The following is a 13,838-nucleotide window of genomic DNA, read 5'->3' as shown; positions in this document are numbered from 1 at the left end:
GAAGGAGTGCCCCGCATGAATGCCGTCGACAAGTTCGCCTCCCTGCTCACGCTGACCCGCGAGCCTTTTCCCGCTTCCACCAAGAGCAGCATCGCCAGCCCCCGGCGTCCCGACGTCCGGGTGCCGGTGCGCGACGTCCGCCTGACCAACGGCGAGGTCGTGTCGCTCTACGATACCTCCGGCCCCTACACCGATCCCGCAGCCGAGATCGACGTCCGCCGCGGCCTGCCCAGCGTGCGCGGCGCCTGGATCGCCGAGCGCAACGACACCGAGGCCTACATCGGCCGCATGCGCCAGATGCTGGACGACGGCGCCACCCACGCCGACCGCGATGCGCAGAAGCTGGCCGAGCTTCGCGCAGCCGCTTCCGGCCTGCAGCGCCAGCCGCGCCGTGCGATCGCCGGGCGCAACGTGACCCAGATGCACTACGCGCGCCGCGGCATTGTGACGCCCGAGATGGAATACGTCGCCCTGCGCGAGAACGGCCGGCGCGAATGGATGGCCGAGTACCTCGCCGACGCTGCGCGCGAGAAGCGCCTGGCCGGCCACCCGATGGGCGCGCAGATCCCCAGGCTCATCACCCCCGAGTTCGTGCGCGACGAAGTGGCGCGCGGCCGCGCCATCATCCCCGCCAACATCAACCACCCCGAAGTCGAGCCGATGGCCATCGGCCGCAACTTCCTGGTGAAGATCAACGCCAACATCGGCAACTCGGCCGTCACCTCCAGCATCGAGGAGGAAGTGGAAAAACTCGTGTGGGCGATCCGCTGGGGCGCCGACAACGTGATGGATCTTTCCACCGGCCGCAACATCCACACCACGCGCGACTGGATCGTGCGCAACAGCCCGGTGCCCATCGGCACCGTGCCCATCTATCAGGCACTCGAGAAGGTGGGCGGCGTGGCCGAGGACCTGAGCTGGGAGATCTACCGCGACACGCTGATCGAGCAGGCCGAGCAGGGCGTGGACTACTTCACCATCCATGCGGGGCTGCGCCTGCCCTTCATCCACCTCACGGCTGACCGCCGCACCGGCATCGTCTCGCGCGGCGGCTCGATCATGGCCAAGTGGTGCATCGCTCACCACAAGGAGAGCTTTCTCTACACGCACTTCGAGGACATCTGCGAGATCATGAAGGCCTACGACGTGAGCTTCTCGCTCGGCGACGGGCTGCGCCCCGGCTGCGCCGCCGACGCCAACGACGAAGCCCAGTTCGCCGAGTTGCGCACCCTGGGCGAGCTCACCCAGATCGCATGGAAGCACGACGTGCAGACCATGATCGAAGGCCCCGGCCATGTGCCCATGCACATGATCCAGGCCAACATGGACGAGCAGCTCAAGCACTGCCACGAGGCCCCCTTCTACACACTGGGTCCCCTGACCATCGACATCGCACCGGGCTACGACCACATCGCCAGCGCCATCGGCGCCGCCATGATCGGCTGGGCCGGCACCGCGATGCTGTGCTACGTCACCCCCAAGGAACACCTGGGCCTGCCGGACCGCGAGGACGTGAAGCAGGGCATCATCGCCTACAAGATCGCGGCCCATGCGGCCGACGTCGCCAAGGGCCACCCGGGTGCGCGGGCGCGTGACGACGCGCTGTCCAAGGCGCGCTTCGAGTTCCGCTGGCAGGACCAGTTCAACCTGGGCCTGGACCCGGACACCGCGCGCGAATTCCACGACGAGACCCTGCCCAAGGACGCCAGCAAGGTGGCGCATTTCTGCTCCATGTGCGGCCCGAAGTTCTGCTCGATGAAGATCACGCAGGAAGTGCGGGAGTACGCGGCCTCGCGCGGGCTCGGCGAGGACGAGGCCGTGGCCGACGGCATGGCCGGCAAGTCGGCCGAGTTCAAGGCGGCGGGCGGGGAGATGTACATCCCGATCCGATCCAGCTGAGCGCGAGCGGGGGTTGGGGGGCGGTTGGTAGCATCGCCCGATGCCTTCCATCCCCTTCGACGCCGTCCTCTTCGACTGCGACGGCGTGCTCGTCGACTCCGAACCCATCACCAACCGCGTGCTCGCCCAGATGCTCGGCGAGCTGGGCTGGCAACTCAGCACGCAGGAGGCGATGCGCCTTTTCATCGGCAAGGCGGTGCGGGACGAGGGCGCGCTGATCCATGCGAAGACCGGCTTCACCCTCACCCCCGAGTGGCTCGCCGCATTCCGCGAGCGGCGCAACGCGGCGCTCGACAGCGACCTGGTCGAGATCGCCGGCGCCCCCTTGGCCGTGCGCACCTTGCATCGCGCGCTGGATGGCCGCATCGCCTGCGCCTCGGGCGCCGACCGGCACAAGGTGCGGCTGCAACTGGAAAAGGTGGGGCTGCTCGACGCCTTCGACGGCCGCATCTTCAGCGGCCATGAAACGCCGCGCTCCAAGCCGGCGCCCGACGTCTACCTGGCGGCGGCCGAGGCGCTGGGCGTGGACCCGGCCCGTTGCGCGGTGGTGGAGGACACGGTCACCGGCGCCACCGCCGGCGTCGCGGCCGGCGCCACGGTGTTCGGCTACAGCCCGAGCGACCTGGGCCACAGCGGACCGGAGGCGCTGCGCGCGGCCGGCGTGGCCCACGTGTTCAACGACATGGCGCAGTTGCCCGCGCTGCTGGCGGCCTGGCCGGACATGACGGCGTGATCGGCCCGATCAGTCCCGCGTCTGGAAGGCGGCCTTGGCCACCGCGGCCAGCGCCTGCGTCATGGCTTGCGCGCGGCCCGACAGGAAGTGCGCGCTGAGCTGGTCGGCGTTCTTGACGATGCTGGGGTGAACCCGTGAGCGGCCCGAGGTGGCGGCGAACTCGATCAGCGCCGCGTATTCGGAGGTGTCGGTGTCGGGAATCTGCATGCCCGCGATCCTAGGGGCAGAAACAGCCCTCTCCGGCCGGCGCACGACGCAAGGCGGCCACACTGGCAAACTTTTTCACAATTTCTCGGCGTTCGCCAGCCCCGGCTCCGGCTCATTCGCCCCGGCGCGCCGGAAGGCCCCCGGGGTCATCCCGGACCAGGCCCGGAACGCACGCGAGAAGCTCTTCTCGTTGCGGAAGCCCACGCCCAGCGCGATGTTCTTGATCGGCCGCGCGGTGCGCCGCAGTTGCTCGGCCGCCTGCTCGTGGCGCACCGCATCCTTGAGCTGCTGCAGGGTGAGACCCTCTTCCTGCAACTGCCGGTGCAGCGTGCGTGCCGAGACATGGAGCAGCCCGGCCAGCGACTCCGCCGTCGCGCCCTGCCGGCCCTGCGCGCGCAACAGCTCGCGTACCCGCTGGCCGAGCAGTCGGTCGCGGCGGTACTGCAGCACGGTCAGGGGAAGGGCACGGCGCAGCATGGTCCGCAGCGCCTGCTCGTCGCGGCGCAGTGGCATCGCCAGGTAGCGCTCGTCGAAGCTGTAGCTCGCGGTCTCGGCGCCGAAATGCAGTTCCCCGTCGAACATGTACGGGTAGGCATCTCGGTGCGGCGGGGGCTCGAAAGGGAAGCGTGCACTGCGCAGCGACACGCGCGAGTCGATCGCCCACGAGGCGTAGCCGTGCAGGAAGCGCAGGTTCGACACCAGGCAGAACTCGCGCAACGGGCCCAGGGCACGGTTCTCGCGGATCGTGACCGTGGCCACCCCGTCCGCCACCGTGAGCGCGAGGGCGATGTCTTCGGTCAGGAGCCGGTGGTGGCGGCACCAGCGCTTGATGGCCACACCCAGGTCGGGCGAGCTCAAGGAAGCCCGGCACAGCATGCCGTAGGTGCCCCAGGGCAGGCGGCGGCTGAACCAGCCCAGCGCCTCGTCGTCCAGCTCCTGCATCGCATGCGCGGACAGCGCCTCGAACTGGGCTGCTGTCACCCGTGCATGCGCTTTCGCCAGATCCCGCGGCGCAATCTGTGCCTGTGCCAGGGCCTCGGAGGGGTCCATGCCGTAGCGCTCGTAGCCCAGTACGATCGCTCGGACGAAGGCCATGGGCGTGGCCGCGCGGCGAGCCGGCTTGAAGGGGGAATGGGGCATCGGGACCGGGAAATTCTGTGGCGCAATATGCAACCATTGTGACGCCAATTGCAACGGCAGCCGGCGTAAGCTGCCGGCTGCCGCGCGGGATTTCCGGCGCGATCGAACTTGCACCCCAGGAGACAGCCCCATGCATGACCCCGGCCTCAACTTCGACCTCGGCGAGACCATCGACTCGCTGCGCAGCGCGATCGCCGACTTCGCCGCCCACGAGATCGCGCCGCGCGCCGCCGAGATCGACCGCGAGAACCTCTTCCCGCACGACCTCTGGAAGAAGCTCGGCGAGCTCGGCCTGCACGGCATGACGGTCAAGGAGGAATACGGCGGTACCGAGCTCGGCTACCTCGCCCACATCGTGGCGATGGAAGAGGTCTCGCGCGCCTCGGCCTCGGTGGGCCTGTCCTACGGCGCCCATTCCAACCTCTGCGTCAACCAGATCCACCGCAACGGCAGCGAGGCCCAGAAGAAGAAGTACCTGCCCAGGCTGGTGAGCGGCGAGCACGTCGGCGCGCTGGCGATGAGCGAGCCCAATGCCGGCTCCGACGTGGTCAGCATGAAGCTGCGCGCCGAGAAGAAGGGCGACCGCTACGTGCTCAACGGCGGCAAGATGTGGATCACCAACGGCGGCGATGCCGACACCCTGGTCATCTACGCCAAGACCGAGCCCGAGATGGGCGCGCGCGGCATGACTGCCTTCATCGTGGAGAAGGGCTTCAAGGGCTTCTCCGCCGGCACCAAGCTCGACAAACTGGGCATGCGCGGCTCCAACACCTTCCCGCTCTACTTCGACAACTGCGAGGTGCCGGAGGAGAACGTGCTGGGCGGCGAAGGGCAGGGCGCCAAGGTGCTGATGAGTGGCCTGGACTACGAGCGCGCCGTGCTGTCCGGCGGGCCGCTGGGCATCATGGCCGCGTGCATGGATGCGGTGATCCCCTTCGTGCACGAGCGCAAGCAGTTCGGCCAGAGCATCGGCGAGTTCCAGCTCATGCAAGGCAAGCTGGCCGACATGTACTCCACCTGGCAGGCCACGCGCGCCTACGTCTACGCCGTGGGCAAGGCCTGCGATCGCAAGGACCATGCGCGCACCTTCCGCAAGGACGCGGCCGGTGCCATCCTCTATTCGGCCGAGAAGGCGACCTGGATGGCCGGCGAGGCGATCCAGGCCCTGGGCGGCGTGGGCTACACCAAGGACTTCCCGGTCGAGCGCCTGTGGCGCGACGCCAAGCTGTACGAGATCGGCGCCGGCACCAGCGAGATCCGCCGGATGCTGATCGGGCGTGAGCTGTTCGCCGAGACGGCCTAGTCCACTGAAACATTGAATTGAATGGTGAGGGCCGCCCGAGACGGGATGCGATGCAAGGCGCAAAGTGCAGCGATACCGGTCGGTATCGCGAGCATTTGCAACGCCGCAGCGCGCCCGTATCGGGTGGACTGCACCAGTCGATTTCAGTGTTTCAGTGGACTAGGGTTGGACTTCATTCCTCTCCCGCAGGGGGAGGGAGCAACACAGGAGAGGGTATGGCATTGACTGAGAGCCTCGACCGCGGCCCCACCGACGTCCCGCTGATCGAGCAGACCATCGGCGACTTCTTCGACGACATGGCGCGCCGCCAGGGCGCGCGCGACGCGCTGGTCAGTGCGCACGAAGGCCGGCGCCTGAGCTACCTCGAGCTGCAGCGCGAGTCGAACCGGCTGGCCAGCGCGTTGCTGACGCTGGGCCTCGCGCCCGGGGACCGCGTCGGCATCTGGTCGCACAACAACGTGGCCTGGGTGCTGATGCAGATCGCCACGGCCAAGGTCGGCATCATCCTCGTCAACATCAACCCCGCCTACCGCACCGCCGAGCTCGAGTACGCGCTCAACAAGGTCGGCTGCAAGGCGCTGGTCACGATGCCGCAGTTCAAGACCAGCGACTACCTCGGCATGCTGCGCGAGCTCGGCCCGCAGCGCCTGCCGCTGCTGCAGCACATCGCGTGGATCGACAAGGAAGGGGCGGGCGACGAGGTCGCGGGCGTGCAGCGCTTCTCGGCCCTGCTGGCCGGCGGCGATCCGGAGGACCCTCGCATCGCGCAGATCGGCCGCACGCTGAAAGCCACCGACCCGGTCAACATCCAGTTCACCAGCGGCACCACCGGCTTCCCCAAGGGAGCCACGCTCACCCACCGCAATATCCTCAACAACGGCTTCTTCATCGGCGAGTGCATGAAGCTCACGCCGGAGGACCGGCTGTGCATCCCGGTGCCGCTCTACCACTGCTTCGGCATGGTGCTGGGCAACCTGGCCTGCCTGACGCACGGCGCGACCATCGTCTACCCGAACGACGGCTTCGATCCGCTCACCGTGCTGCAGACCGTGCAGGCCGAGCGCTGCACCGGCCTGCACGGCGTGCCGACCATGTTCATCGCCGAGCTGGACCATCCGCGCTTCAAGGAGTTCGACCTGAGCACGCTGCGCACCGGCATCATGGCCGGCTCGCCCTGCCCGATCGAGGTGATGAAGCGCGTGGTCGACCAGATGCACCTGTCGGAGATCACCATCGCCTACGGCATGACCGAGACCAGCCCGGTGAGCTGCCAGAGCTCCACCGACACGCCGCTGGACAAGCGCGTCGCCACCGTCGGCAAGGTCCAGCCGTACCTGGAGGTCAAGATCGTCGACCCGGAGACCGGCGCCATCGTCGCGCCGGGCACGTCGGGCGAGCTGTGCACCCGCGGCTACTCCGTGATGCACGGCTACTGGGAGGACGCGGAGAAGACCCGCGAGGCCATTGACGCGGAAGGCTGGATGCACACCGGCGACCTCGCCACCATGGACGCCGAGGGCTACGTCAACATCGTCGGCCGCATCAAGGACCTGGTGATCCGCGGCGGCGAGAACATCTACCCGCGCGAGATCGAGGAGTTCCTCTACCGCCATCCGAAGATCCAGGACGTGCAGGTGGTCGGCCTGCCCGACAGGAAGTACGGCGAGGAGCTCTGCGCCTGGGTCATCGTGAAGCCCGGCCAGGCCGCGACGGCCGACGAGATCCGCGATTTCTGCAAGGGCCAGATCGCGCATTACAAGGTCCCGAAGTACATCGAGTTCGTCAAGGAGTTCCCGATGACCGTGACCGGCAAGATCCAGAAGTTCAAGATCCGCGAAGCCATGAAGCAGCAGCTCGGCATCGACGAAGAAAAAACAGCATAGCCATCGCATGAGCCAACTCGAAACCAAACTCAACGCCCGTTCGGCCGAATTCCAGGCCAACGCCGCTGCGATGCGCGCGCTGGTGGACGACCTGCACGCCCAGTTCGCCAAGGTCGAGGCCGGCGGCGGCGAGGCCGCGCGCAGCAAGCACACCGCGCGCGGCAAGCTGCTGCCGCGCGAGCGCGTGGCCCAGCTGCTGGACCCCGGCACGCCCTTCCTGGAGATCGCGCCGCTGGCGGCCCACGCGATGTACCACGGCGCCGCGCCCGGCGCGGGCCTCATCGCCGGCATCGGCCGCGTCAGCGGGGTGGATTGCATGATCGTGTGCAACGACGCGACGGTGAAGGGCGGCACCTACTACCCCATGACGGTCAAGAAGCACCTGCGCGCCCAGGAGATCGCCGAGCAGAACCGCCTGCCCTGCATCTACCTGGTCGACTCGGGCGGCGCCAACCTGCCGAACCAGGACGAGGTGTTCCCCGATCGCGAGCACTTCGGCCGCATCTTCTACAACCAGGCCAACATGAGCGCCCAGGGCATCGCCCAGATCGCGGTGGTGATGGGCTCCTGCACGGCCGGCGGCGCCTACGTGCCGGCGATGAGCGACGAGTCCATCATCGTCAAGGAACAGGGCACCATCTTCCTGGGCGGCCCGCCGCTGGTGAAGGCCGCCACCGGCGAGGTGGTGACGGCCGAGGACCTGGGCGGCGGCGACGTGCACACGCGGCTGTCGGGCGTGGCCGATCACCTGGCGCAGAACGATCTGCATGCGCTGGCGCTGGCCCGCACGGCGGTCGCGAACCTCAACGCGCGCGGCGCAGGACAGGCTGTGCCGGCCACGCGCGAGCCCCGCCCGCCGGCCTTCCCCGCCGAAGAGCTCTACGGCGTGATCCCCACCGACACCCGCAAGCCCTTCGACGTGCGCGAGATCATCGCCCGCATCGTCGACGGCAGCGAGTTCCACGAGTTCAAGGCCCGCTTCGGCGCCACCCTGGTGTGCGGCTTCGCCGAGATCGAGGGCATGCCGGTGGGCATCGTGGCCAACAACGGCATCCTGTTCTCCGAATCGGCGCAGAAGGGCGCGCACTTCATCGAGCTGTGCGGCCAGCGCAAGATCCCGCTGGTGTTCCTGCAGAACATCACCGGCTTCATGGTCGGGCGCAAGTACGAGAACGAGGGCATCGCGCGCCACGGCGCCAAGATGGTGACGGCGGTGGCCACCGTCAACGTGCCGAAGTTCACCATCATCATCGGAGGCAGCTTCGGCGCCGGCAACTACGGCATGTGCGGCCGCGCCTACTCGCCGCGCTTTCTCTGGATGTGGCCCAACGCGCGCATCAGCGTGATGGGCGGCGAGCAGGCGGCCAGCGTGCTCGCCACCGTCAAGCGCGACGGCATCGAGGCCAAGGGCGGCCAGTGGAGCGCCGAGGAAGAGGAAGCCTTCAAGGCTCCGATCCGCCAGCAGTACGAGCAGCAGGGCCACCCCTACTACGCCACCGCCCGGCTGTGGGACGACGGCATCATCGACCCGGCCGACACGCGCCGCGTGCTGGCCCTGGGCCTGGCCGCCGCGCGCCATGCGCCGGTGCCCGAGCCGAAGTTCGGCGTGTTCCGGATGTGAAGGAGGAGAGGCCATGTCGCTGCAGAACTACTTCTCCAGCCTGGCGCGGTACCACGTGTGGGCCACGCACAAGCTGCTCGACGTCAATCTCAAGAGCCTGTCCGATGCGGACTGGCGTCGCGACTGCGGCCTTTACTTCCGCTCGGTGCACGGCACCGTCAACCACCTGCTGGTGACCGACAACATCTGGTACGCGCGCTTCGCCGAAGGCCATTCACCGCGCATCGCGCTGAACACGGAGCTGCACGCCGAGCGGGCCGCCGCCTGCGAGGCGCTGCGCCATGCCGTCACGCGCTGGAGCCCCTGGCTCGCCACGCTCCCGCCGGAGCGCTACGACGGGCAGCTCGCCTACACCCGCAACAACGGCGAGCAGGTCAGCATCCCCTTCGCGCCGGCGCTGGGCCACGTGTTCAATCACGCCACCCACCATCGCGGCCAGCTCACGGCGGCGTTGACCGGCATGGTCCAGCCCGGGCCGGAGCTGGATTGGGTCTATCTCCTTCAGCAGGAAGCAAAGTCGCCATGAGCACCTCCTTCACCACGCTCGAACTCGCCTTCGAAGGCGCCGTCGCGCGCATCTGGCTCAACCGGCCCGAGCTGCGCAACGCCTTCGACGAAGTCGTCGTCCGCGAATTGAGCGACGCCTTCTCGCAGGCCGGCGCGGCGCCCGAGGTGCGGGTGATCGTGCTCGGCGCCCACGGCCCGGCCTTCTGCGCCGGCGCCAACCTCCACTGGATGCGCCGCGCCGCCGAGTTCACGCACGAGCAGAACCTCGCCGATGCCGGCGCGCTGGCGCAGATGCTGCGCACCATCCACGAAAGCCCCAAGCCGGTGATCGCCCGCGTGCAGGGTGATGTCTATGCCGGCGGCATGGGGCTGGTGGCCGCCTGCGACGTGGCGGTGTCGGTCGACACGGCCTGGTATTGCCTGAGCGAGGTGAAGATCGGCCTGATCCCCGCCACCATCAGCCCCTACGTCCTGCGCGCCATGGGCACGCGCGCCGCGCAGCGCTGGTTCCTCACGGCGGAGCGCTTCGACGCGGCCGAGGCGCACCGCATCGGCTTCGTGCACGAGGTGGTGGCGGCCGATGCGCTCGATGCCAAGGTCGCCGAGATCGTCCGGGCCTTCACCGGCGCCAGCCCGGCCGCGGTGCGCGCCTGCAAGCAGCTGATCGCCGACGTGGCGGGCCGCGAGATCGACGATGCGCTGATCGAGAACACGGTGCAGGGCATCGCCGACATCCGCGCCAGCGAAGAGGGCCGCGAAGGCGTGCAGGCCTTCCTTCAGAAGCGCAAGCCTTCGTGGATCTCCGGCTGAGGAGCCCGGTGCCGTGGACGCACTCGACCTGCCCCAGCTGCTCGCCCTTTCCGCCGCCATCGGCTGGGCCAGCGGCGTGCGCCTCTACCTGGTGGTGCTGCTGACGGGGCTGGCCGGCTACCTCGGCTGGGTGCCGCTGCCCAACGGCCTGCAGATGCTTGCGCACCCGGTGGTGATCGCGGCCAGCGGCTTCATGGTCTTCATCGAGTTCTTCGCCGACAAGATCCCGGGCCTCGATTCGCTCTGGGACATGGTCCACACTGTGATCCGCATCCCGGCCGGCGCGGCCCTGGCGGCGAGCGTGTTCGGTGCCGACCACGCACTGATGGCGGTGGTCGCTGCATTGCTGGGCGGGAGCTTCGCCGCCACGGCCCACGTGGCCAAGTCCACCACGCGCGCGGCCATCAACACCTCGCCCGAACCTTTCAGCAATGTTGGCGCCTCGCTGGTCGAGGATGGGCTGGTGCCGGCCAGTTTGTGGCTGGCGGTGGCCCATCCCTTCGTCTTCCTGCTGCTCTTCCTCGCCGTGCTGGCGCTGTCCGTCTGGCTGATCCGCAAGAGCTGGCGCTTTTTGCGCGCGCTGTTCTCGCGCCTCGCCCGCATCTTCAGCGGCAAGCCCGATCCCGGTGTGACCCCTGCCTTCGGGGCCCCACGGCGTGAGGACAGGCAAATCTAGTTTTTTGTAACGGCGCCGGCGGGACGATGCCGGCCGGTTGAATGACGTTGAGGCAAAGATGATCCGAACGGCGGCGAACGTCGCGCAATCCGCATGCATTCCGCGCGCATCCGCTCATTTGCGGAGCGTTGGAGGCTTGCCTACGATGCGCGGCCCGAGCACCGTGGAACAAGGAACGCATCCATGCCCTTCGTGAATTCCTCGTCGCCGCCATCCGCCTCCACGCGCAATGCCGATTGGCAGCAGCGCAGCCGGCGTCATGTGTGGCACCCCTGCACCCAGAGCATCCGCCTGGAGGCGGTGCCGCCGCTGCCGATCGCCCGCGGAGAGGGCGCCTGGCTGATCGACCACGACGGCCGGCGTTACCTCGACGCCACCAGCTCCTGGTGGGTCAACCTCTTCGGCCACGCGCATCCGGCCATCAATGCCGCGCTGCACGCGCAGCTCGACACCCTGCCGCACGTGATGCTGGCCGGCTGCACCCACGCGCCGGCGGTGGAACTGGCCGAGCGCCTGGCCGCGCTGACCGGCGATGCGCTGGGCCATTGCTTCTACGCGTCCGACGGCGCCTCGGCCGTGGAGATCGCGTTGAAGATGAGCTTCCATGCCTGGCGCAACACCGGCCGTGACGGCAAGCGCGGCTTCGTCGCGTTGCGCGGCGGCTACCACGGCGAGACGCTGGGCGCGCTGCACGTGACCGACGTGGCCGTGTTCCGCGATGCCTATGCGCCGCTGCTGCGCGACGTGCATCTCGCCCCCTCGCCGGACGCGCGCGGCGCGCAGCCGGGCGAGGACGCGCAGGCGGTCGCCCGCCGCGCCGCCGATGCGCTGGACAGCCTGCTGGCCGCGCAGCACGAGCGCATCGCCGCCGTCATCGTCGAGCCGCTGGTGCAGTGCGCCGCCGGCATGGCCATGCACGACCCCGAGTACCTGCGCCGCGTGCGCGCGGCCTGCGACCGCCATGGCGTGCACCTGATCGCCGACGAGATCGCGGTCGGCTGCGGCCGCAGCGGCAGCTTCTTCGCCTGCGAGCAGGCGGGCATCTGGCCCGACTTCCTGTGCCTGTCCAAGGGCATCAGCGGAGGCTACCTGCCGCTGGCGCTGGTGATGACGCGCGAGGCCATCTACCAGGGCTTCGTGGACGACGACGTGGCGCGCAGCTTCCTGCATTCGCATTCCTACACCGGCAATGCGCTGGCCTGCCGCGCGGCGCTGGCCACGCTCGACCTGTTCGAGCGCGAGGACGTGCTCAACCGCAACCGCGCACGTTCGGCGCGCATCCTGCAGCGGCTGCGCGAGGGGCTGGACCCGGCGCGGGCGGAACACCTGCGCCAGCGCGGGATGATCACCGCCTTCGACCTGCGCGCGCCCGGCCCGCGCTTCGCGGAACGCTTCCACCTCGCGGCCCGCGCGCAGGGCCTGTTGATGCGCCCGATCGGCAGCACCGTCTACCTGATGCCGCCCTACGTGGTCGGCGATGCCGAGATCGACCAACTGGTCGATGGCACCCTGGCGACGCTCGATGCCGTGGCCACCACCCGTGCGCCGGAGGACCGCGATGTCGCGCTTGCTTGACCGCCTCCAGCACGAGATCGACGTGCTCGACGCCCAGTCGCTGCGCCGCCGGCGCCAGATCGCCGAGACGCCCTGCGCGCCCGAGCAGCGCCTCACGCTGGCCGACGCTGCGGCGCCGCGCACCATGCTGGCCTTCAGCAGCAACGACTACCTGGGCCTGGCCGCGCATCCCGCGCTCGCGGCCGCGCTGGCCGAGGGCGCTGCGCGCTACGGCACGGGCAGCGGCGGCTCGCACCTGATCCTCGGCCATTCGCGCGCCCACGCGCAGCTCGAGGAGCGGCTGGCCGGCTGGATGGCGCCGCACATCCCCGAGGCGCAAAGCCTGTTCTTCTGCACCGGCTACATGGCCAACCTGGCAGTGCTGTCGGCGCTGGGGGGCGCCGAGGCGGTGATCTTTTCCGAGACGCTCAACCATGCCTCGCTGATCGACGGCACCCGGCTGGCCCGGGCCGAGGTGCAGCGCTACCCGCATTGCGACATGCAGGCCCTCGACGCGCAGCTCGCCGCTTGCGATGCGCCGGTCAAGCTGATCGTCAGCGATGCCGTGTTCAGCATGGACGGCGACATCGCGCCCGTGGCCGAGCTGCTCGCGCTGGCCGAGCGCCACGATGCCTGGCTGGTGCTGGACGACGCGCACGGTTTCGGCGTGCTGGGCGCGCGCGGGCACGGCGTGCTCGAGGCCACCGGCCTGCGCTCCGAGCGCCTGGTGCTGATCGGCACGCTGGGCAAGGCGGCCGGCGTGTCGGGCGCCTTCGTGGCCGCGCACCGCACCGTGATCGACTATCTGGTACAGCGCGCACGCACCTACATCTTCACGACCGCGGCGCCGCCGGCCATCGCCCATGCGCTGCTCACCAGCCTGGACCTGATCGAGGGCGAGGAGGGTGCGCGGCGCCGGGCGCAACTGCGCGCCCGGATCGCCCAGCTGCGCGAGGGCGTGCGGACGGTGCTGCCGGCCGACGGCAGCGCCTGGATGCCCGATTCGCCGACCGCGATCCAGCCGGTCATCGTGGGCGACAACGCGCGTGCCATGCAGCTGTCGGCGCAGCTCGACGGCTTCGGCCTGCGCGTCGGCGCGATCCGTCCGCCCACCGTGCCGGCCGGCACGGCGCGGCTGCGCATCGCGCTGTCGGCCAGCCATGGCGAGGGGGAGGTGGCGCGGCTGGTCGATGCGCTGGGGCGGGCGTTGGGGCGGACTTTGACTTTGAAGGAGGCTGCATGAGAGCGGGGGCTGTGTTGCTCTCTTGCCGTTTGGGTGGGGGTGAGGGCTCTGGGCCTGGGCTTTGGCGTTGGTCTTGTCGTGGCTTGGGCTTGGGCTTGGCGTGCGGGTCTTTGTTTTGGCCTTTTTGGTTGTGTGGCGCAGCAGCCGGGAATTCGCTCCTGCGGCCTTTGTTTTGGCCTTGCCTGTTGTTTGGCGCAGGAGCCGGGAATTCGCCCCGGCGGGCGAGTTACTTTCTTTGTCTCGCCAAAGAAAGTAACCAAAG

At 69.1% G+C, this 13,838-nt stretch carries 12 protein-coding genes; 10 read left to right on the top strand and 2 right to left on the bottom strand.

Features of this window, described 5'->3' with window-relative positions; translation table 11 throughout:
- The first annotated feature begins 15 nt into the window (after nt 1-15).
- Nucleotides 16-1,899, top strand: a complete 1,884-nt coding sequence (gene thiC / locus ABEA07_RS19530) for a phosphomethylpyrimidine synthase ThiC (RefSeq protein WP_345539902.1) — start codon at nt 16-18, stop codon at nt 1,897-1,899.
- A 40-nt stretch (nt 1,900-1,939) separates the two neighbouring features.
- Nucleotides 1,940-2,632 (top strand): HAD family hydrolase, encoded by a 693-nt coding sequence (locus tag ABEA07_RS19525; RefSeq protein ID WP_345539901.1) that lies wholly within the window; start codon nt 1,940-1,942, stop codon nt 2,630-2,632.
- A 9-nt stretch (nt 2,633-2,641) separates the two neighbouring features.
- Here the strand turns inward: ABEA07_RS19525 and ABEA07_RS19520 are convergent, their stop codons facing one another.
- On the bottom strand, nt 2,642-2,839 hold the full coding sequence (locus ABEA07_RS19520) for a hypothetical protein (RefSeq protein ID WP_345539900.1): 198 nt from the start codon (nt 2,837-2,839) through the stop codon (nt 2,642-2,644).
- Between the two features lie 75 nt (nt 2,840-2,914).
- Nucleotides 2,915-3,979: an AraC family transcriptional regulator gene (locus ABEA07_RS19515; RefSeq protein WP_345539899.1), complete on the bottom strand. Its 1,065-nt coding sequence runs from the start codon at nt 3,977-3,979 to the stop codon at nt 2,915-2,917.
- Nucleotides 3,980-4,109: 130 nt separating this feature from the next.
- On the opposite strand from ABEA07_RS19515, the gene ABEA07_RS19510 reads away from it, so the two are divergent.
- From ABEA07_RS19510 to bioF, 8 genes are all read left to right on the top strand, one after another.
- Complete coding sequence (locus ABEA07_RS19510; RefSeq protein ID WP_345539897.1) at nt 4,110-5,282, top strand: isovaleryl-CoA dehydrogenase; 1,173 nt, start codon at nt 4,110-4,112, stop codon at nt 5,280-5,282.
- Between the two features lie 215 nt (nt 5,283-5,497).
- On the top strand, nt 5,498-7,165 hold the full coding sequence (locus ABEA07_RS19505; protein WP_345539896.1) for an AMP-binding protein: 1,668 nt from the start codon (nt 5,498-5,500) through the stop codon (nt 7,163-7,165).
- Nucleotides 7,166-7,172: 7 nt separating this feature from the next.
- Nucleotides 7,173-8,786: a carboxyl transferase domain-containing protein gene (locus tag ABEA07_RS19500; RefSeq protein WP_345539895.1), complete on the top strand. Its 1,614-nt coding sequence runs from the start codon at nt 7,173-7,175 to the stop codon at nt 8,784-8,786.
- A gap of 13 nt (nt 8,787-8,799) precedes the next feature.
- Nucleotides 8,800-9,312: a DinB family protein gene (locus ABEA07_RS19495; protein WP_345539894.1), complete on the top strand. Its 513-nt coding sequence runs from the start codon at nt 8,800-8,802 to the stop codon at nt 9,310-9,312.
- Nucleotides 9,309-10,103 (top strand): enoyl-CoA hydratase/isomerase family protein, encoded by a 795-nt coding sequence (locus ABEA07_RS19490; protein WP_345539893.1) that lies wholly within the window; start codon nt 9,309-9,311, stop codon nt 10,101-10,103. Before ABEA07_RS19495 ends, ABEA07_RS19490 begins: the two co-directional genes overlap by 4 nt.
- A 13-nt stretch (nt 10,104-10,116) precedes the next feature.
- A complete protein-coding gene (locus ABEA07_RS19485; RefSeq protein WP_345539892.1) occupies nt 10,117-10,779 on the top strand; it encodes a DUF4126 domain-containing protein in 663 nt (220 codons plus the stop codon).
- Between the two features lie 183 nt (nt 10,780-10,962).
- The gene (locus ABEA07_RS19480) at nt 10,963-12,354 is read left to right on the top strand and encodes an adenosylmethionine--8-amino-7-oxononanoate transaminase (protein WP_345539890.1); all 1,392 of its coding nucleotides are present in this window, start codon (nt 10,963-10,965) and stop codon (nt 12,352-12,354) included.
- Nucleotides 12,338-13,576 (top strand): 8-amino-7-oxononanoate synthase, encoded by a 1,239-nt coding sequence (gene bioF / locus ABEA07_RS19475; protein ID WP_345539889.1) that lies wholly within the window; start codon nt 12,338-12,340, stop codon nt 13,574-13,576. Before ABEA07_RS19480 ends, bioF begins: the two co-directional genes overlap by 17 nt.
- Nucleotides 13,577-13,838: the final 262 nt, after the last annotated feature.

The sequence above is a fragment of the Variovorax defluvii genome (assembly GCF_039541515.1).
Lineage (GTDB): Bacteria > Pseudomonadota > Gammaproteobacteria > Burkholderiales > Burkholderiaceae_C > Variovorax > Variovorax defluvii.
Note: the sequence above shows the minus strand (reverse complement) of the source record. Positions and strands in the feature narration are given on the sequence as shown.

Coding starts and splice junctions, on each gene's coding strand:
- ABEA07_RS19480 (WP_345539890.1), top strand. CDS start 10,963: ATGCCCTTCGTGAATTCCTCGTCGCCGCCATCCGCCTCCACGCGCAAT.
- ABEA07_RS19515 (WP_345539899.1), bottom strand. CDS start 3,979: ATGCCCCATTCCCCCTTCAAGCCGGCTCGCCGCGCGGCCACGCCCATG.
- ABEA07_RS19510 (WP_345539897.1), top strand. CDS start 4,110: ATGCATGACCCCGGCCTCAACTTCGACCTCGGCGAGACCATCGACTCG.
- ABEA07_RS19490 (WP_345539893.1), top strand. CDS start 9,309: ATGAGCACCTCCTTCACCACGCTCGAACTCGCCTTCGAAGGCGCCGTC.
- ABEA07_RS19505 (WP_345539896.1), top strand. CDS start 5,498: ATGGCATTGACTGAGAGCCTCGACCGCGGCCCCACCGACGTCCCGCTG.
- ABEA07_RS19495 (WP_345539894.1), top strand. CDS start 8,800: ATGTCGCTGCAGAACTACTTCTCCAGCCTGGCGCGGTACCACGTGTGG.
- thiC (WP_345539902.1), top strand. CDS start 16: ATGAATGCCGTCGACAAGTTCGCCTCCCTGCTCACGCTGACCCGCGAG.
- ABEA07_RS19500 (WP_345539895.1), top strand. CDS start 7,173: ATGAGCCAACTCGAAACCAAACTCAACGCCCGTTCGGCCGAATTCCAG.
- bioF (WP_345539889.1), top strand. CDS start 12,338: ATGTCGCGCTTGCTTGACCGCCTCCAGCACGAGATCGACGTGCTCGAC.
- ABEA07_RS19525 (WP_345539901.1), top strand. CDS start 1,940: ATGCCTTCCATCCCCTTCGACGCCGTCCTCTTCGACTGCGACGGCGTG.
- ABEA07_RS19520 (WP_345539900.1), bottom strand. CDS start 2,839: ATGCAGATTCCCGACACCGACACCTCCGAATACGCGGCGCTGATCGAG.